General features: G+C 71.4%; 16 protein-coding genes. 8 read left to right on the forward strand and 8 right to left on the reverse strand.

The features are described 5' to 3' along the window. Positions 1–4: 4 nt before the first annotated feature. Genes OG303_RS45400 through OG303_RS45415 form a run of 4 tightly spaced genes read right to left on the reverse strand, consistent with a single transcriptional unit; the run spans position 5 to position 3,476 of the window. Positions 5–982, reverse strand: a complete 978-nt coding sequence (locus tag OG303_RS45400) for a cyclase family protein (RefSeq protein ID WP_405875885.1) — start codon at positions 980–982, stop codon at positions 5–7. Further along, positions 979–1,983, reverse strand: a complete 1,005-nt coding sequence (locus OG303_RS45405; protein ID WP_405875886.1) for an amidohydrolase family protein — start codon at positions 1,981–1,983, stop codon at positions 979–981. The genes OG303_RS45400 and OG303_RS45405 overlap by 4 nt, the downstream gene beginning before the upstream one ends. Next, positions 1,980–3,104, reverse strand: a complete 1,125-nt coding sequence (locus tag OG303_RS45410; protein ID WP_405875887.1) for an FAD-dependent monooxygenase — start codon at positions 3,102–3,104, stop codon at positions 1,980–1,982. The genes OG303_RS45405 and OG303_RS45410 overlap by 4 nt, the downstream gene beginning before the upstream one ends. A 48-nt stretch (positions 3,105–3,152) precedes the next feature. Beyond that, the gene (locus OG303_RS45415; RefSeq protein WP_405875888.1) at positions 3,153–3,476 is read right to left on the reverse strand and encodes an antibiotic biosynthesis monooxygenase family protein; all 324 of its coding nucleotides are present in this window, start codon (positions 3,474–3,476) and stop codon (positions 3,153–3,155) included. Positions 3,477–3,735: 259 nt separating this feature from the next. Here OG303_RS45415 and OG303_RS45420 point away from each other — a divergent pair, with 259 nt between their 5' ends. From OG303_RS45420 to OG303_RS45440, 5 genes are all read left to right on the forward strand, one after another. Further along, positions 3,736–4,716 carry a fumarylacetoacetate hydrolase family protein gene (locus tag OG303_RS45420; RefSeq protein ID WP_405875889.1) on the forward strand — a complete coding sequence of 327 codons (981 nt, stop codon included), beginning with the start codon at positions 3,736–3,738 and terminating at the stop codon, positions 4,714–4,716. After that, positions 4,713–5,648, forward strand: a complete 936-nt coding sequence (locus OG303_RS45425; RefSeq protein ID WP_405875890.1) for a VOC family protein — start codon at positions 4,713–4,715, stop codon at positions 5,646–5,648. Before OG303_RS45420 ends, OG303_RS45425 begins: the two co-directional genes overlap by 4 nt. A 55-nt stretch (positions 5,649–5,703) precedes the next feature. After that, a complete protein-coding gene (gene hisD, locus OG303_RS45430) occupies positions 5,704–7,005 on the forward strand; it encodes a histidinol dehydrogenase (RefSeq protein WP_405875891.1) in 1,302 nt (433 codons plus the stop codon). After that, positions 7,002–7,772, forward strand: coding sequence for an SDR family NAD(P)-dependent oxidoreductase (locus tag OG303_RS45435; RefSeq protein WP_405875892.1), 771 nt, complete (start codon positions 7,002–7,004; stop codon positions 7,770–7,772). Before hisD ends, OG303_RS45435 begins: the two co-directional genes overlap by 4 nt. Before the next feature lie 292 nt (positions 7,773–8,064). Then, entirely contained in the window at positions 8,065–9,969 is a 1,905-nt protein-coding gene (locus tag OG303_RS45440) for a hypothetical protein (protein ID WP_405875893.1), read from the forward strand. Positions 9,970–9,991: 22 nt separating this feature from the next. Here OG303_RS45440 and OG303_RS45445 read toward each other — a convergent pair whose 3' ends face one another. Next, a complete protein-coding gene (locus OG303_RS45445; protein ID WP_405875894.1) occupies positions 9,992–10,390 on the reverse strand; it encodes a nuclear transport factor 2 family protein in 399 nt (132 codons plus the stop codon). Between the two features lie 96 nt (positions 10,391–10,486). On the opposite strand from OG303_RS45445, the gene OG303_RS45450 reads away from it, so the two are divergent. Further along, positions 10,487–11,212 carry a class I SAM-dependent methyltransferase gene (locus OG303_RS45450; protein WP_405875895.1) on the forward strand — a complete coding sequence of 242 codons (726 nt, stop codon included), beginning with the start codon at positions 10,487–10,489 and terminating at the stop codon, positions 11,210–11,212. On the opposite strand, the gene OG303_RS45455 is transcribed toward OG303_RS45450, so the two are convergent. Further along, entirely contained in the window at positions 11,202–12,023 is an 822-nt protein-coding gene (locus OG303_RS45455) for an alpha/beta fold hydrolase (protein WP_405875896.1), read from the reverse strand. The two genes, OG303_RS45450 and OG303_RS45455, sit on opposite strands and share 11 nt — an antisense overlap. A gap of 154 nt (positions 12,024–12,177) precedes the next feature. Next, a complete protein-coding gene (locus OG303_RS45460; protein WP_405875897.1) occupies positions 12,178–14,253 on the reverse strand; it encodes an ATP-binding protein in 2,076 nt (691 codons plus the stop codon). 140 nt (positions 14,254–14,393) lie between these two features. Here OG303_RS45460 and OG303_RS45465 point away from each other — a divergent pair, with 140 nt between their 5' ends. Together OG303_RS45465 and OG303_RS45470 are read left to right on the forward strand one after the other, a co-directional pair. Continuing rightward, a complete protein-coding gene (locus tag OG303_RS45465; protein WP_405875898.1) occupies positions 14,394–15,269 on the forward strand; it encodes an MEDS domain-containing protein in 876 nt (291 codons plus the stop codon). After that, positions 15,266–16,231: an anti-sigma factor RsbA family regulatory protein gene (locus OG303_RS45470; RefSeq protein ID WP_405875899.1), complete on the forward strand. Its 966-nt coding sequence runs from the start codon at positions 15,266–15,268 to the stop codon at positions 16,229–16,231. The genes OG303_RS45465 and OG303_RS45470 overlap by 4 nt, the downstream gene beginning before the upstream one ends. Before the next feature lie 73 nt (positions 16,232–16,304). Here the strand turns inward: OG303_RS45470 and OG303_RS45475 are convergent, their stop codons facing one another. Then, a complete protein-coding gene (locus OG303_RS45475; RefSeq protein ID WP_405875900.1) occupies positions 16,305–17,471 on the reverse strand; it encodes a serine hydrolase domain-containing protein in 1,167 nt (388 codons plus the stop codon). Positions 17,472–17,489: the final 18 nt, after the last annotated feature.

The raw sequence follows: 17,489 nt of genomic DNA on the forward strand, positions 1-17,489 counted from the left end.
GTACTCACTTGATCGCGATCGGATTGACCGGTGCGCCCACCGCGCCGGTGACCGGCAGCGGAGCGGCGACCAGCAGGAACTCGTGGACTCCGTCGGCCGCGCAGTCCTCCGCCAGTGCCTCCAGGTCCCACATCTCGCCCAGCGGGAGGCCCATGTTGGGGATCGCGATCTGGTGGAGCGGGGACATCGCGGGCTCGTCGAACTCGTACGGCCGCACCTCGAGCCCCCAGGTGTCGGAGGCGATCGCCGCGATCTCCGTACGGTGCAGCCAGCCGAGCGTGGTGAAGGACAGGCCCGGCGCGTCACCGGCCGCGTAGCCGCCCCATTCGCCCAACCGCCTGACCCGGCCGATCTGTCCGGTCCGCACGAGGACGAGGTCACCGCGCCGGACACTCGACGTCGCGCCCTGCGCCTCGATGGTGGCGCGCAGGTGCTCCTCCAGGATGGGGAATCCGTCCGGGAGTTCACCGAGTTCGTCGCCGACCGCCCGGCCGACGTCGAGGAGCACGCCCCGGCCGGTGAAGGCGTCCCGCATGTGCTCGATACCGGTGACCGAGTCGCCGTCGCCGTTGACGATGGTGCACGGACGGCCGTTCCACGCCTGCTTGTTGTCGTAGATGTGCCCCAGGCCGTCCCACTGGGTGGAGGCCTGCAACGGCATCACGATGTGGTCGTCCGCGCCGCCGAACCCGTGCGGGAAGCCCTGGGTGCCCGCGGCCGCGTCGGAGCCGGTGTCCTTCATGTAGTGGACCGGGTTGATACGGCCGCGGAAACCGCGCTGCGGGCCCGACTCGTTGAACTCCAGAGAGAGCGAGAAGGACCGCCCCCGGCGGACCAGACCGGCCGCGTGGGCGCGGATCGCGTCGTCGATGAAGTTGAGCGTGCCGAGCACGTCGTCCTCGCCCCAGCGGCCCCAGTTGCGGTGGGCGGCACGGGCCTTGGCGAGCTCTTCCTCGATCGGGCCGAGGGGTGTGGGGGTCATCGGGTACGTCCTTTCAACAGCAGGTCGAGGGCGTTGCCCCCGGCGACGGCGGCACGCTCGGCCGGAGCCAGCCCGGCCGCGTCCAGGCGGGCCACCGGGTCGTCGACGCCCATGTCGAAGGGGTGGTCCGTGCCGAGCACCACCCGGTCGGCGCCCACCTCCTCGACCAGGTGGCGCAGGGCACGCGGGGTGTACACGAGCGCGTCGAACCACATGCGCCGCAGATAGCTGCTCGGCGGCTCCGCGCAGCCGCGCGCGTCCTCGCGCACCCGCCAGGCGTGGTCCGAGCGCCCGATGTACGTCGGCAGATAGCCGCCGCCGTGCGCGGCCACCAGTTTCAGCCGCGGGTAGCGGTCGAGGACCCCGGTGAAGATGAGGTGGGAGAGCGCGACGGTCGTCTCGACCGGCTGGCCGACGGTGTTGCCGAGGTAGTGGGTCGCCAGCCGCTCGCCGAGCGAGCAGCCCCACGGGTGGACGAACACCACCACGCCCAACTCCTCGGCCTTCTGCCAGAGTTCGTCGTGCCGCGGGTCGGCCAGCTCCCGCCCCTCGACGATCGTCGACACGCTGATCCCGTACAGGCCGTACTCGGTGACCGCCTTGTCCAGCAGCGCCACCGCCAGATCGGGGTGCTGGAGCGGCACCGTGCCCAGGCCGTACAGCCGCTCGGGCGCCTGCGCGCAGTGCGCGGCCACCGCCTGGTTCACGGTACGGGCGAGGCGGACGGCGAGGTCCGGGTCCGCCCAGTAGTGGTGCATCGGCATCGGACCGACCACCTGGATGTCGACGCCCATCGCGTCGAGGTCGGCGAGGCGCTCGCTGACATCCGTCAACTTCCCTGCCAGCCGCTGGAGTTGGGCCCGGTTGGAGGCCAGCGACGCGGGGGAGTGGGCGCGCTGCTCGGCCGCCAGCTCGGCGGCCAGGCCCGGCGTTGCGGCGATCAGGGCGTCGGCGGCGGGGGCGGCCAGGTGGCCGTGGAAGTCGACGACCGGGGTGCTCATGCGGCCGCCGTCAGCGACTCGAGGGTCTCCGACATGATGCGGGCGGGGTCGGCGCCCGGCGTGCTCGGGTTGATCTCCCACTCGGCCAGCTGGAGCGAGTTCCGCAGCACCATCCGCACCCGCGGCAGCCGCCGGGTCATGAAGTGGTCGAGGGCCTTCTCCAACGGCTCGTCCCCGGTGACCAGTTCGGCCAGCAGCACCGCGTCCTCCATGCACATGGCGGCGCCCTGCGCGATCAGTGGCGGACAGGCGTGCGCGGCGTCGCCGATGACCATCGTGCGGCCGCGGTGCCAGGGCTCGTCGACCAGGACCGCCTCGATCCAGCGGTAGTCGACTGCCGTGTCGTCGGGCAGCGAGGCGATGACCTTGCCCCAGGTCCCGCCGTAACCGGCCCCGCGCTCCCGCATCAACGCCAGCGGCGCGCGCGGCCCGATCAGTGACGTGTCGAGGTTCTCGTCGAGGAGGTAGGCGTAGCACTGGTCGGGGGAGATCGGGCTGTAGCCGGCCTTGAAGCGCGGGCCGCCGTAGTAGACCTCGGCGCAGTCCATCTCGGCGGGTCGCCGCGCGACCACCCGGAAGATCGACATGCCGACCGGTCGCGGCTTCTGGGTGATGCCGATGTGCCCGCGCGTCGCCGAGTTGATGCCGTCGGCGCCGACCACGAGGTCGTAGCGGCCCGCGGAGCCGTCGGTGAAGGTCACGTCCACATGGTCGGACGCGTGGTCGAGCCGCTCGACGGTCAGCCCGAGCCGGACCTGCACCCCCTGCGCGTACACCGCGTCGCAGAGCGCGTTCTGCAGGTCCGAGCGCAGCGCGCCCGCCGTGGACGGCAGGTCGGGGCCGCCGGTGTGCGGGGTGGACAGCTCCGTGATCAGGCCGCCGTCCGCACGGCGCAGCCGCATGATGTCGAACGGCACCGCCCGGGCCAGCACCCGCTCCAGCACCCCCACCGAGCGCAGCGCCTTGAGCGCGTTGCCCTGGACGGTGATGCCGTGCCCCACACCGAACCACTGGGGAGAGATCTCGACGAGGTCGACGTCGGCGCCGCGCTGGGCGAGCGCGAGGGACAGCACGCTTCCGGTGATGCCGCCGCCGACGACGAGCACCTTGTGTACGGGCATGGGCGATCCTTGCGAACGTAGAAGAAGAGGGGGTCGGCCGGGCTGTACTCATTCCGGGGGCGAGCCGCCGGGCCCCCGCCGCTCACCGAGCTCGTGGTAGTGCTCCACGACGGGCGACTCGGCGAAGAACGGCCCGACCAGGGCCCGCCAGCGCCCGAAGCGCTCCGACTCCCGGAAGCCGGCCATGTGCGCCTCGACCGACTCCCAGCCGACCAGGAGCAGGAAGGTCCGGGGCCGCTCCTCGCGCCGCAGCAGCTCGGCCCACCGGAACCCGTCGGCCTCGGCGAGCACCTCCCGCGCCTTGCCGAAGACCTCCTGGAACTCCTCTTCCCGGCCGGCCTCGACGGTCAGCTCGGCGTGCTCGACGACCACGGTGATCTCCTCGGGATGCTGGGGTGCTCCGAGCCTGCGTGGGGGGTCGATGCACGGTCAACGGATCGAGGCATCGGCAAGGGGGACGTCATCCATCCCGTACGGCGATGGAGGTGCCGCACGGCCGAGCCGCACATCGACGCGGCCGGGGCCGAGGTGGGCCGGTGATGGCAGGCATCGCGAACGGCCATTTCCGCCGCCCCGCCCGGATGCCTAGCGTCAACGGTGAGCCCCCGCATCCGTACGAGGAGAGCCGCCCGTGCCCGATCCGCTTCCTCCCCACGCAGTTCCCGTCCACGCCGGACCCTTCGCGCTCGGCACCTTCAGCAACAGTGCGGGTGCCTTCCCCGGCCTGGTCACGGGGGCGCGCGTACGCGACCTGTCCGACCAGGTGCCCTCCGTGCGCGCCCTCGTTGACGCCTGGGACACCTGGCTGCCCCGCCTCCACGACCTCGCCCGGTCGGCCGACGGCACCTGGCACGACCTGGCCGCGCTGCGCGTCCTGGCCCCGATCGAGCCGGGCCAGATCCTGCAGAGCGGCGCCAACTACCGCAAGCACGTGGTCGATCTGGTCGCCGCCGAGAAGGAGAGCGTGCACGGCGCCACCCCCGAGGAGGCCCGCGCGGACGCCGAGCAGATGATGGACGAGCGGATCCGCAACGGCGTGCCGTACGTCTTCCTCGGCTCGGCGCGCGCCATGTGCGGCCCCTACGACGACATCGTGCTCCCCGTGCTCGGCGAGCAGCACGACTGGGAACTCGAACTCGCCCTCGTCATCGGGAAGTCGGGCAAGAACATCCGGGCCGAGGAGGCGATGGAGTACGTCGCCGCCTACACGATCTGCAACGACCTCACCACACGCGACCGTCTCTACCGGCCCGACCTGAAGGCCATCGGCACCGACTGGTTCACCGCGAAGAACGCCGACACCTTCCTGCCGACCGGCCCCCTCCTCGTCCCGGCCGCCTTCGTCGGCGACCCGAACGACCTGCGGATCACCCTCCGCCACAACGGGGTCGTCCGCCAGGACGAGTCGACCAAGGACATGATCTTCGACATTCCGCGGCTCATCGCGTACGTCTCCACGACCACCACCCTGCGCCCGGGCGACCTGCTGCTCACCGGCTCCCCGGCCGGCAACGGCGCGCACTGGGGGGTGTTCCTGAAGCCCGGGGACGTCGTGGAGTCGGAGATCACCGGCCTGGGCCACCAGCGCAACACCGTCAGGAGCCACGCATGAGCTTCCAGCCCATCACCCATCTGCGCCATGTCGACCTGGCCGTACCGGACTTCGACACCCAGCGTGCCTTCTACGCCACCACCTGGGGCCTGACCGAGATCGCCAACGACAGCGGTGTCGCGTTCTTCGCCGCCGAGGGCAGCCCCGAGCAGTACATCGTGCGGATCCGCGAGGACGAGCGGAAGCGGATGGACCTGGTGGGGTTCGGAGCCGTGTCACCGGCCGCCGTGGACGAGCTGGCGGTGCGGCTCGGCCGGGCCGGGATACAACTCGTCCATGAGCCCCGGGTGTTGGACACTCCGGGCGGTGGTTACGGCTTCCGGTTCTTTGACCCGGACGGGCGGGTCGTCGAGGTCTCCGCGGATGTCGCCACCCGCACCCACCGGAAGATCGAGGAACGTGAGGCGATCCCCGTACGGCTCTCGCACTGCGTGGTCAACTCCCAGGACCCGGAAGGGCTTCGGGACTTCTACGTTCAGCACCTTGGCTTCCGGCTCACCGACACCCTGTACTCGACGCACATGGGCGACCTCATGTACTTCCTGCGGTGCAGCCCGCTCCACCACTCCTTCGCCATCGCGCGTGGCCCCCATGTCTCCCTGCACCACGCGTCGTTCGAGATGCGGGGCGTCGAGGAGTACATGCGCGGCACGGGGCGGGCGCTGCGGGCCGGGACCCGGCTCACCTGGGGGCCGGGACGGCACCTCGCGGGTGACAACACCTTCTCGTACTTCCACGACCCGCACGGCAACACCGTCGAGTACACCACCGAACTCGCCGTCCTCGAAGAGGACTTGTGGCATCCAGGCCGGCACGACGTCGACGACCCGATCACCCAGGACCAGTGGGGCACCGCCGACCCGATGAGCGAGTCGGTCGCCAAGGAGCAGTTCAACGACCCCGACGTGCTGTTCGTGGCGCCCCCCGTCTGACACCTCCCGTCTGACACCCCCTTTGTCGCGAACCACCCGCAGAAAGGCCGCAGTTGTGGCAACGATCCTGAAGCACGCCGTATCCAAGGCGGAGGTGACCGCCTCCCTCGACCAGGTGCGCGAGACCGTGACCGGCGTCATCGCGGACATCCGCGAGCGCGGCGACGACGCCGTGCGCGCGTACTCCGAGAAGTTCGACAAGTGGAGCCCGGACTCCTTCCGGCTGAGCGAGGAGGAGGTCGAGAAGATCGTCGCGTCGGTGCCGCAGCAGGTCATCGACGACATCCGCTTCGTACAGGAGCAGGTGCGCAGCTTCGCCCGCCACCAGCTCGACTCCATGGGGGAGTTCGAGGTGGAGACGCTGCCGGGGGTGTGGCTCGGCCAGAAGCACATCCCGGTGCAGGCGGCGGGCGCGTACATCCCCGGTGGCCGTTACCCGCTCACCGCCTCCGCCCACATGACCATCGTCACCGCCAAGGTCGCGGGCGTGCCCCGGGTCGTCGCCTGCACGCCGCCCATCCACGGCGAGATCCCGGCCGCCACCGTCGCCGCCGCGCACCTGGCGGGCGCGGACGAGATCTGGCTGCTCGGCGGGGTCCAGGCGGTCGCCGCGATGGCCGTGGGCACGGACACGATGGAGCCGGTGAACCTGATCGCCGGGCCCGGCAACGCCTACGTCGCCGAGGCCAAGCGGCAGCTCTTCGGGGAGATCGGCATCGATCTGTTCGCCGGGCCGACCGAGATCCTCGTCCTCGCCGACGACGACGCCGACCCGTTCGTCTGCGCCGTCGACCTGCTCTCCCAGGCCGAGCACGGCCCGGACTCCCCGGCCGTGCTCATCACCACCTCCCGCGAGGTCGCCGAGAAGACCATCGCCGAGGTCGAGCGGATCCTGCCCGGCATGCCCACCCGCGACTACGCCGAGCCCGCCTGGCGCGACCACGGCCAGGTGCACGTCGTCGACACGATCGACGAACTGTACGCACTGGCCGACGAGTTCGCCTTCGAGCACGTCGAGGTGCTGACCGCCGAACCGCGTCTCGCGCTGGAGCGGATGACCCAGTACGGCGCCCTGTTCCTCGGCGAGGGCACCTGTGTGTCCTTCGGCGACAAGGTCATCGGCACGAACCATGTGCTGCCCACACGTGGCGCCGCGCGCTATACCGGCGGCCTGTGGGTGGGCAAGTACCTCAAGACGGTCACCTACCAGGAGGTCACCGACACCGACTCCCAGACGCTGTTCGGCCGGCTGTGCGGGCGGGCGGCACGCGTCGAGCTGTTCGAGGGCCACGCACGCTCCGGCGACGTACGGGCCGCGAAGGCGGCCGGTGACGAGCTGCCGTGGAACACCGCATGACCTTGAGCGGGCGTACGGCGCTCATCACCGGCGGGGGAGGGCCGCTGGGCCGGGCGTTCGCCCTCGCCCTGGCCGACGCGGGCGCCCGGGTGATCCTCGTCGGCCGCGGCGAACAGGCCCTCGCGGACGCGTCGGACCGGGTGGCCAAGGAGGGCGGCGAGGCCCGCACCGCGGTGTGCGACGTCTCCGACCCCGACTCGGTGAGCCGGCTCGCTGCCCAACTCGCCGACGAGGACGTGTCGTTGCTCGTCAACAACGCGGGTGTCGCGGGTCCGGTGCGGCCGCTCGTCGACGTGGAACCGGACGAGTGGGACGACGTGTTCGCGGTCAACGTCCGCGGCGTCTACCTCATGTGCCGCGCCTTCCTGCCCCCGATGATCGCGGCCGGCCGGGGGGACGTCGTCAACGTCGCCTCGGTCAGCGGCAAGCGCCCGCTGCTCAACCGCACCCCCTACACCGCCTCCAAGATGGCGTTGCTCGGCCTCACCCGGACCCTGGCCGGAGAGGTCGGGCCGCGCGGCGTCGTGGTCAACTCCCTTTCGCCGGGCCCGGTTCGGGGTCCCCGCATGGACCGCAACTTCCGCCTGACGGCTGAACTGACGGGTTGCACGGTCGAGGCGGCCGAACGCGACTTCGCCTCCCGCGCCGCCCTCGGCCGGCTCGTCGAGGAGGACGAGGTGGCCCGGGCACTGGTGGCGATGCTCGCGATGCCGGGGTTGTGCGGGGCGGACATCGACCTGTCGGCGGGGATGATCGCACCCGCGTAACAGAACACCGAACGGCGAGGTGGACGGCGTGTCGGCCGCCCGCCTCGCCGTGCTGCGTGCCCGCGTATCAGGGCCTGTGGCCACTCTGTGTCATCGCCATGAACCAGGCCGCCCGATCCGAGGCATCGGGTTCCGGGATGCGTGTGTGAAGTGCCTATTTCCTGTTCCCCAGGGCTGCTTCACTCCCTCGTGTGCACCTCTGGTGCCCTCGTCCGAGCCGTCGGCGCCGAGTCTGAGACGGCCCGTTCGTCACGTTGCGCAACGGCGCGCTCTGTCCCTGGGAAGGCATGCAATGACGCTGATCACCCGACGTTCCATCCTGATAGCCGGCTCGGCGACGGCCGGAGCCCTGCTCGTCCCGGTCGGCTCCGCGACCGCCGCCGTTCCGATGGCGTCCGGCAAGCAGATCACGGTCGGCTCCGGCGAGACGTACAAGCTTTCCGCGACCACCCGGGTGAGCAGACTGACCATCGCGGACGGCGGCAAGATCGTCGCCCCGGACGGCTACAGTCTCTCCCTGACCGTCGACGGCGTGGAGACCGGGCAGCTCCTGACCGAGACCGGCGGCACGGCGACCCTGATCCAGGCAGGCACCTACCGGGGCGACGTCGTTCTCACCGTGGCGGCCGCGAACGCGGTGACGTACGAGACCCTCACCTTTCCCTTCCGGCAGGCGGTGTACGTCGACGGCGACGGGGTCGTGCGCGACAAGTCCGTCCTCGCGGCCGTGCTCGGCGGCAAGCTCACCGACACCCTCGCCCGGAACGTGTCGATCACCTCGACCGGCGAGTGCTTCGACGGCGTGTACGTCCAGGACGCCGCCTACACGCTGGACGGTCCCACCATCTCCCTGACGGGCAACGGCCGTTGCGACTTCGCCGGCTACGGCGCCGCGGTGGTCGGCGACGGCTCCGCCACCAAGCTCGTGGTGGACGGCGCCCGCATCAGCAACAAGGGCGTGGTCCGCACGGGCGTCATCTCCAACGACGGCGCCAACGTGATCGTGAAGAACTCCCTTGTCCGCTGCCGCAACGGCGTACTGCCCTCCGACTACCAGGCCACCGTCGAGACCCCGTACATGGAGTCGGTGCCCTGGATGCTCGGCCTCGACGGCAATGTCCGCGCCACCAACCTCATCGGCAAGAACAGCACCGCCACCTACCTCAACTCCACGGTGTTCTCGGAGACTTGGGGCGCCCTGTCGGTCGAGGGCGGCAGCGGGCTCAAGCTGACCGCGGTCAACAGCCACGTCGGCAACACGGGGGAGTACGGCTACGGCACCTACGCCATCGGCGACGCGACCGTCCGCGTGCTCGGCTCCCGCTTCGACGTCGGCAGCTACGCCACCATCATCGCGGGCCCGGCCGCGGTCGTGCACTACGGCGACAGCAGCAGTGACGCCGTCGCCGCGCTCAACACCGAACTCGAACTTGGGCTCACCAAAGCCGAGTTGAAGGCCATCCCGGCCCGCAACACGGTCGTGAACTCCGGCCACTTCGGCTACATGTTCTTCGGCGCCGGCACGCTGACCCTCGACGGCGGCACCGTCATCAACTCCGCACGGGCCACCTTCCTCAACAAGGGCCAGCAGACCGCCGTCACCGTCGACGGCTCGAAGGGCGCCCGCCTCAACCCGAGCGACGGGATCATCCTGCAGATGATCGAGCTGGACGACCCGGGCCCGGTCAACGTCAACGGCAAGATGATGAACATCGGCGTCTACACCGAGCCCACCGGCGACCCCACGAAGGACTCCTCCTTCGACGTGAGTGCCGTCCACACCGCCGACGGAGCCGCCACCTTCACCTCCATCGCCGTCAAGGGCGACTTCTACAACGGCATGCGCAACGGCAAGAACATGGTCCTGACCTTCGAGGACTCCAAGGTCGAGGGCGTCATCTCCGCGACGAAGGCCAAGCACCGGGTGTCCAGCATCGACGCGTCCACCTTCTACGAGCTGGGCATCGTGACCAACACCGTCCAGGCCGCCGTCAACAACGGCGCCATCGTCAAGCTGAACAGCGGCTCGACGTGGACGGTCACCGGCACGTCGTACCTGACCGCACTCGCCGTCGCCTCCGACGCCGCCGTACGGGCGCCGCGTGGCCGGTCGGTGACCATGACCGTCGACGGCACCACGACGGCCATCACCCCCGGCAAGAGCTACACGGGCGCCATCACCCTCACCGTCGCGTGAGCGCCGGCGGAGGCGCGGCCGCTCAGACGGACCGCGCCTCCGCCTCCTTCACGATCTCGTCGAACTGCGCGCCCATGGCGGCCGCCAAGGCCTGTGCACCCGACAACGGCCGCACCATGACGGTGAACTGGTCGATCAGGCCCGCGTCATTGACGTGGACGAAGTCGCATCCCGTCAGCTCTCGGTCACCCACTCGCGCGGTGAACACCAGGGCATGGTCGCGGCCGTCGGCGCCGGCGAGCTCGCGGTCGTAGCGGAAGTCCTCGAAGACCTTCGACACGCCGCGCAGGATCGCCGCGGTGATCGCTTTGCCCGGGTACGGCTTGAACACCACTGGGCTCATGAAGACGACGTCCTCCGCCAGCAGCGCCTCGACCGCGTCGAAGTCACCTGCCTCGACCGCCTCGCGGAACGCGCGCATCGGATCACCTCATAGTGAACTAGTAGAGTAGGTGCCGATGAGAATAATCAGGGGCGGACCGTGTGTCCACCGGCACGTTCGCCTAAGCTGGCGCTGATGTTCAGCCCCGAAGGCCCCAGTCTCCGCGAGCTCGCCGTCCAGGCACTGTCGTCCGTCGAGCACGGCTACGACCTGCTCGCTCCGAAGTTCGACCACACCCCCTTCCGGACCCCCGACTCCGTGCTCGACGCGGTCGCCGCGGCGCTGGCGCCGATGGGGCCCTTCGCATCCGGGCTCGACCTGTGCTGCGGTACCGGCGCCGGAGTCGACGTGCTGGCGCAGGTGTGCCGGCGGAGTGTCACGGGGATCGACTTCAGCGCGGGCATGCTCGCCGTGGCCCAGGAGGGCGTACGGCCGGTGGGGCCGACGGTGTCCTGGGTCCGCGGGGACGCCCGCGCGCTCCCGTTCGGCCCCGGCGCCTTCGACCTGGTGGCGAGCTTCGGGGCGTTCGGGCACTTCCTGCCCGCGGAACTGCCTGGCCTGTTCGCCCAGGTCCGCTCCGTGCTGCGGCCGGGCGGCCGCTTCGTCTTCCCCGTCCTCGCCCCGCCCCGGCCCTCGTCCCCCGCGTTCTGGATGCTGCTCGGCTTCGACGCGGTGATGCGGGTGCGCAACGCCGTGTGGCGGCCGCCGTTCGTCATGTACTACCGGGCCTTCCGACTCGGGGACGTACGACGGGAGTTGGAGCACGCCGGCTTCCGCGTGGACCACCAGGCTCTGCCGGAGTTCGGGCGGCGGAGCGACGGCAGCCCACGCGTGCGGATGGTCGTGGCCGTCAGCTCCTGATGAAGGCGAGCAGATCGGCGTTGAACTCCTTCTCGTAGTCGCCCGCCAGGCCGTGCGGGGCGCCCGGATACACCTTCAGCGTCGCGTCCTTCACCAGCTGGGCGGTCTTCGGGGCGGCGGCCACGATCGGCACGATCTGGTCGTCGTCGCCGTGCGCGACGAGCGTCGGGACATCGATGCGCTGCAGGTCCTCGGTGAAGTCCGTCTCCGAGAACTGCTTGACGCAGTCGTACGCCGCCTTCAGCCCGACCTGCATGCTCCACAGCCAGAACGCGCGCCGCACGCCCTCGGACGGAACCGCGCCGGGCCGGTTGTAGCCGTAGAAGCTCTCGCTCAACGCCCAGTAGAACTGCGAGCGGTCCGCCTCGACGCCCGCCCGGATGCCGTCGAAGGCCTCGATCGGCGTGCCCTGCGGGTTCGCGTCCGTCTTGAGCATCAGCGGCGGCACCGCGCCCAGCAGCACGGCCTTGGCGACCCGCGAGGTCCCGTGCCGGCCGATGTAGCGGGTGACCTCGCCCCCACCGGTCGAATGCCCCACCACGATCACATCGCTCAGGTTGAGCGCCTCGATCAACTCGGCCAGGTCGTCGGCGTACTGGTCCATGTGGTTGCCCTGCCACGGCTGCCCGGAGCGGCCGTGCCCCCGGCGGTCGTGCGCGATCGCGCGGAAGCCGTGCTCGGCGACCAGCCTGGCCTGTCCGTCCCAGGCGTCCGCGTTGAGCGGCCAGCCATGGCTGAACACCACGGGCTGCCCGCTGCCCCAGTCCTTGTAGAAGAGGTCGGTGCCGTCGGAGGTGGTGAAGAGGCTCATGGGGAGTTCCTTCCGGTGGATCGGGCGAAGCGCCGTACGGAGGAGAGGGCCGTTCCCGCCGGCCGTACTGGACGGCCCCGCCCCGACGCTATGCGCCGCCCGGGCTCCTGGAATCCGTCAGATGGCTGAACCCGTCTGGTCGCCGCCCCGCCGGTCAGAGATCGGATCCGTCGGGTGCGCCGCCCAGGGCCAGTGCGATCGCCGCCTCGGGGCCCAACTCCCGTCCCTCGCGCACCGCTTCGGCGAAGCGCGCGTCCCCGAGGGAGGCGCGCAGCCGGCGCTCGTACTCGCGGTGGAAGACCGTCCGGTCGGGCCGGCCGAGCTGCGGCAGGCCCGCCGCGTGCCACAGGCGCCTGCTGATGCCGAGGAGACGCGCGGCGAGTTCCTCCTCGCCCCGCGCGGCCTGCGCGGCGACCAGGAGGTCGGCGACCGCGGCGGCGCCGAGCCGGTCGTGCACCCGCCACTTGGCGGTGAGCGCCTCGCGCGCCGAGCGCACCGCCTCGTCCGGGTGGCCCAGCCCGATCCCGGCGAGCGAGACGAAGAAGTCGCCCCAGGCCCGCATCCACAGCTCGCCGAGCTTGGCGCACTCGGCGCGCAGCCTTTCGGCAACCGCCGCGCACCGTTCGAACGCGGCCTGGCTGGCCAGCAGATACGCCTGCAGGGCGAGGGTGAGCAACTGGAAGAACTCGGCGCCGCCGTCGGCCGCGGGTGCCTGCCCGACCCTCCCGTACAGCACCGCCGACCGGGCCGACTCGCCCCGCACGGCCAGGCTCGCGCCCGTCAACGGCAGGGCGGGCACCGGCAGTTGACGCTCCTCGGCCAGCCACACATAGGCCGCGCTCACCGACTCCGCGGCCTCCAGGTCGTCCGGCACGACGGTGACCAGCCGATGGGCCCAGACCGCGAGCGTGTGCTCGGGCCCCGAGCCGTCGGGGGTGCGGCGCAGCGCCCGCTCCAGATAGCCGCGGCCCTCCTCGGTGAAGCCGCAGGCGAACCAGAAGAACCAGAGGGAACCGGTGAGTTCGAGCGCCGTTTCGGGTTCCGGCGCCGCGAGACACTCCTCGACGGCCAGGCGCACGTTGGCGTGTTCCGCGGTCAGTCGCTCGGCCCACATCCGCTGGCCCGGCCCGAGCCACTCCGCCTCGCCCTGGCGGGCGGTCCAGCGGAAGTAGTCCCGGTGGCGGCGCCGGACCGCCTCCGCCTCGCCCAGGCCGGACAGCCACTCGGCGCCGAACGAGCGGACCGTGTCCAGCATCCGGTAGCGCACCGCCGATCCCTCGCCGTCCCGCGTGACGATGGACTTCTCGGTGAGCGACGCGAGCAGGGCGAGGATCTCCTCCGCGTCCAAGGGGCCGCCGTGGCACACGAATTCGGCCGCCTCCACGTCCCAGCCGCCCGCGAACACCGAGAGCCGGGCCCACAGCAGCCGCTCCAGCGGGGTGCACAGCTCATGGCTCCAGCCGATCGTGGTGCGCAGCGTCTGGTGCCGGGCCAGCCGTGGCCGCGCGGGCGAGACGAGCAGGTCGAAGCGGGAGTCGAGGCCCTCCAGGAGCCGGTCGAGGGGAAAGCCGCGCAACCGCACGGCGGCCAGCTCCAGCGCCAGCGGGATCCCGTCCAGACGGGCGCAGACCGCGGCCACATGGGCCCGGTTGGCATCGCTCAGCGCGAACGACGGCACCGCCGCCGCGGCCCGCGCCGTGAACAGCGCCACCGCGTCGTCGCGTTCCCCCAGCGGCAGCGGCGCCACCGTCAGCAGATGCTCACCCGGCACGCCCAGCGGCTGCCGGCTGGTGGCCAGCACCCGCAACTCCGGGACGTTCGCGAGGAGTTCCTGCACGATCCGCGCGCACTCGTCCAGGATGTGCTCGCAGGTGTCCAGGACGAGCAGGACGGGCGCCCCCGCGAGATGTTCGCAGACCGCCTGCAGCAGCGGGCGCAGCGTCTGCTCGGTCAGCCGGGTCGCCTGCGCCACCGTGTTCGTCAGCAGGTCCGGATCCCTGAGCTCCGACAGCTCCACCAGCCACGTCCCGCCCAGGAACCCGGCCTTCGCGGCGTGCGCGCCCCGCAGGGCCAGCCGGGACTTGCCCACACCTCCGGGCCCCGTCAGTGTCACCAGCCGCTGGGTCCCCAACAGCCCCGCGATCTCGGCGAGTTCGAGCTGACGGCCGACGAACGCGTTCGCCTCGGCGGGAAGGTTGCCGATCCTGCCGCCCTGCACAGAGGCCGCCATCGTCCCCCCTCACCGGAACCGATGGCGGACACCTTAACCCCCTCACGGCAGGCCTGCTTGCGGCGTAGCGTGGAAGTGGTGCGTCCACCGAGGGAGGTACGGGGATGGCCGTCACACCCACCTTGAAAACCGTGGGACAGATGCGCCAGGGAGACCACTTGTTCCTCGGCTACGACACGGACGAGGAGCGCGAGACCGTCCTCGCCGTGTTCCTGCTGGACGGACTGGCCAGCGGCCACCGCGGACTCCTCCTGCCGCCCGCCGACATCCCCGGCGGGGTCGCCCTGTCCTTCCTGGAGGCGCACGGCTGCCGGGTCGACGAGGAACTCGCGGACGGCCGGCTGTGCGTCGACCCGCACCTCGCCGGCCCCGAAGGACTGTGGGACCTGGACGAGGTGATCCGCCGCGAGACCCGCCGCGCCGTCGGCGACGGCTATCTCGGCCTGCGCGTGTGCACGGAGATCCTGCGCGCCCAGGCCGGCAAGGAACTCAAGACCCTGCACGACAGCGAGCTGCTGCTCGACCCCGTGTTCTCCTCGCTGCCGGTCCTCGGCATCTGCCAGTACGACCGCCGGGTCTTCGACGAGACCGAACTCGCCCCGCTCGCCGACCTGCACCACGGCCGGGTCGGCGCCGACGAGGTGTGGCGCGACGACCTCCTGGCCATCACCCGCACCTTCGCACCCCCCGGCCTCGCCCTCGCCGGAGAGATCGACGACACGAACGTCACCGCCGTCGCCCGCGCCCTGCGCGCCGAGACGGCCCGCGCCCGGGCCCGCGCGGTGGCCGGCGCCCGCACCCACCTCGACCTGCACGACCTGCACTTCATCGACGTCGGAGCCCTGCGCCTGCTGGTGTTCACGGCGCTCGGCCTGTACGCGGCGGGCGGCACCCTCGAACTGTCGGGCGTCGCCCCGCACCTCCTGCGGGTGATGCGGGTGACCGGCTGGGACCGGGTCCCGGGCCTGCACATCGAGCAGGAAGGACCGGACGGACCGGACGGAGGCGCATCGTGACCGGCTTCGTCCACCAGGCACTGCGCTACGACTCGGACGGCCAGTTCCTGGACACGACCGCCGGATACGTCCGCGACGGACTGGACGCGGGCGACAGGGTTCTGGTCGTGGTGAGCGCCCGCAACATCACCCTGCTCTCCGAAGCACTCGGAAGCCGCTCCCGGGCCGTCGAGTTCGTCGACGCCCGCGACTGGTACGACTACCCGTCACGCACCCTGGGCCGCTACCACGCCTACTGCGACCGGCACGGCGCCGACCGGCGCATCCGTGTCATCGGCGAACCGGTCTGGCAGGGCCGTACCGACTTCGAGACCTTGGAATGGATGCGCTACGAATCCCTCGTGAACGTCGCCTTCGCCGACTCCGCCCACTGGATCCTGTGCCCGTACGACACCCGGGCGCTCCCCGAGACGGTCGTACGCAGCGCCGCCCGCACCCACCCCGAACTCGCCCGTGAGCCTTGTGCCACGGTCGACTACGCGGACCCGGCGGACTTCTCCGCCGAGTGCGACGAGCACGGTCCGTCCCGCCTGCCCGCCGTACGCGACGGCATCCGCTTCGCCCACGGCCGCTCGGCAGCCGTCCGCAGCGCCCTCGTCGCCTACGCCCGCCGGCTGGGGCTGCCCGAGCAGCGGACGTACGACCTGGTGGCCGCGGTGCATGAGACCGTGGTCAACGCCGTGCGCCATGGCGGCGGTCAGGGTGTCGTACGGCTGCACAGCGACCGTGACCATGTGATCTGCGAGGTCTCCGACGGCGGCGCGCACTCCTCCGCGGCTCTCCCGCCATTCCCCGGCCATCTGCCGCCCGAGCAGGGTGCCGCGAACGGTCAAGGCCTGTGGCTGGTACGGCAGTTGAGCGACCTGGTCGCCGACGACCTGGACCCCACCGGCTCCGTCGTACGGCTGTACTTCCGGCGCCGGGGCAGCGGACGGCCCGCCGCGGGCAGCGTGAACTCGTAGACCGGGCCGGGCGGCCTGGCGTGGCCGCCCCGCCGGTCGGGACGAGTGAGGACCGGCCCGCGCGGACCGCCTCTCACAGCGCGCTGTACAGGGCCTCGATCAGGGCCATCTTCCGTGGGTCGTCGGCGATATGAGGCCCCATCCGGTTCATCACATAGCCCAGGGACACCCCCGCCTCCGGGTCGGCGAGGCCGCAGGAACCGCCGAAGCCGTCGTGTCCGAAAGCCCGCGGGTTGGGTCCGTAGGAGCCGTTCGGGCCGCTCAGCCACAGACCGAGCGCGACCTCCGTCTCGTGCTCGAACCCGGCGCCGAGCACCAGGTCGCGGCAGCTGCCCTGTCCTTCGCGCACCCGCTCTGCCCCCTCGGCGGACAGGACGCGGTGGCCGTCGTGCGCACCACGCCCCGCGAAGATCCCGTAGAGCGCGGCGACCGCCCGTGCCGTGCCGTGCCCGTTCGCCGCCGGGATCTCGGCGGCCCGCCACTCGGGCGTGTTGGCCTCGGTCGCGCCCACCAGCGGGTTGGCCAGCGCGGCCAGGGCGGCGGGCGTCAACTGGCTGAAGATCGCCGCCTGTTCGCTGCTCGACGCGGCCGGCGGATGCACCAGCTCGGCGGCCCGCCCGGCCTCCTTCTCCGGCAGCCCGATGGTGAAGTCGATGCCGAGCGGCCCGGTCACCTCCCGCTCCAGAAAGGCACCCGGCAGCAGCCCCGAGACGCGCCGTACGACCTCGCCGACCAGGAAGCCGTAGGACATCGCGTGATACCCGGACCGCGTCCCCGGCTCCCACCAGGGCTCCATCGCCGCGAGCCGCTGCGTGGTCAACTCCCAGTCGTAGAGCTGCTCCAGCGAGTGCGGCTCACGCGGCCCGGACAGTCCGGAGCGGTGCGACAGCAGATGTCGTACGAGGACCTTGTCCTTGCCGGCCGCGGCGAACTCGGGCCAGTACGTGGCCACCGGCGCGTCGAAGTCGAGCATCCCCCGGTCGGCGAGGATGTGCGCGCACAGCGCGACCGGTCCCTTCGTCGTCGACCACACGTTGACCAGCGTGTCGCGCTCCCAGGGCCGGGTCCGGGCCGAGTCGGCCCAGCCGCCCCACAGGTCCACCACGACCTGGCCGCCGACGCTGACGGCGACCGCTGCGCCCAGCTCCGACCGGTCCCGGAAGTTCTCCTCGAGCGCCGTCCGCACCGCCGCGAACCGCTCGTCGCAATAGCCGTGCACCTCTGGCTCACGCTCCGCCATGGGGACCTCCGTCGTCCG

Origin of the sequence: Streptomyces sp. NBC_00005 (assembly GCF_045160215.1) — a bacterium.
Classification (GTDB): domain Bacteria; phylum Actinomycetota; class Actinomycetes; order Streptomycetales; family Streptomycetaceae; genus Streptomyces.

Coding starts and splice junctions, on each gene's coding strand:
- OG303_RS45400 (WP_405875885.1), bottom strand. CDS start 982: ATGACCCCCACACCCCTCGGCCCGATCGAGGAAGAGCTCGCCAAGGCC.
- OG303_RS45405 (WP_405875886.1), bottom strand. CDS start 1,983: ATGAGCACCCCGGTCGTCGACTTCCACGGCCACCTGGCCGCCCCCGCC.
- OG303_RS45410 (WP_405875887.1), bottom strand. CDS start 3,104: ATGCCCGTACACAAGGTGCTCGTCGTCGGCGGCGGCATCACCGGAAGC.
- OG303_RS45425 (WP_405875890.1), top strand. CDS start 4,713: ATGAGCTTCCAGCCCATCACCCATCTGCGCCATGTCGACCTGGCCGTA.
- OG303_RS45435 (WP_405875892.1), top strand. CDS start 7,002: ATGACCTTGAGCGGGCGTACGGCGCTCATCACCGGCGGGGGAGGGCCG.
- OG303_RS45440 (WP_405875893.1), top strand. CDS start 8,065: ATGACGCTGATCACCCGACGTTCCATCCTGATAGCCGGCTCGGCGACG.
- OG303_RS45445 (WP_405875894.1), bottom strand. CDS start 10,390: ATGCGCGCGTTCCGCGAGGCGGTCGAGGCAGGTGACTTCGACGCGGTC.
- OG303_RS45450 (WP_405875895.1), top strand. CDS start 10,487: ATGTTCAGCCCCGAAGGCCCCAGTCTCCGCGAGCTCGCCGTCCAGGCA.
- OG303_RS45455 (WP_405875896.1), bottom strand. CDS start 12,023: ATGAGCCTCTTCACCACCTCCGACGGCACCGACCTCTTCTACAAGGAC.
- OG303_RS45460 (WP_405875897.1), bottom strand. CDS start 14,253: ATGGCGGCCTCTGTGCAGGGCGGCAGGATCGGCAACCTTCCCGCCGAG.
- OG303_RS45465 (WP_405875898.1), top strand. CDS start 14,394: ATGCGCCAGGGAGACCACTTGTTCCTCGGCTACGACACGGACGAGGAG.
- OG303_RS45475 (WP_405875900.1), bottom strand. CDS start 17,471: ATGGCGGAGCGTGAGCCAGAGGTGCACGGCTATTGCGACGAGCGGTTC.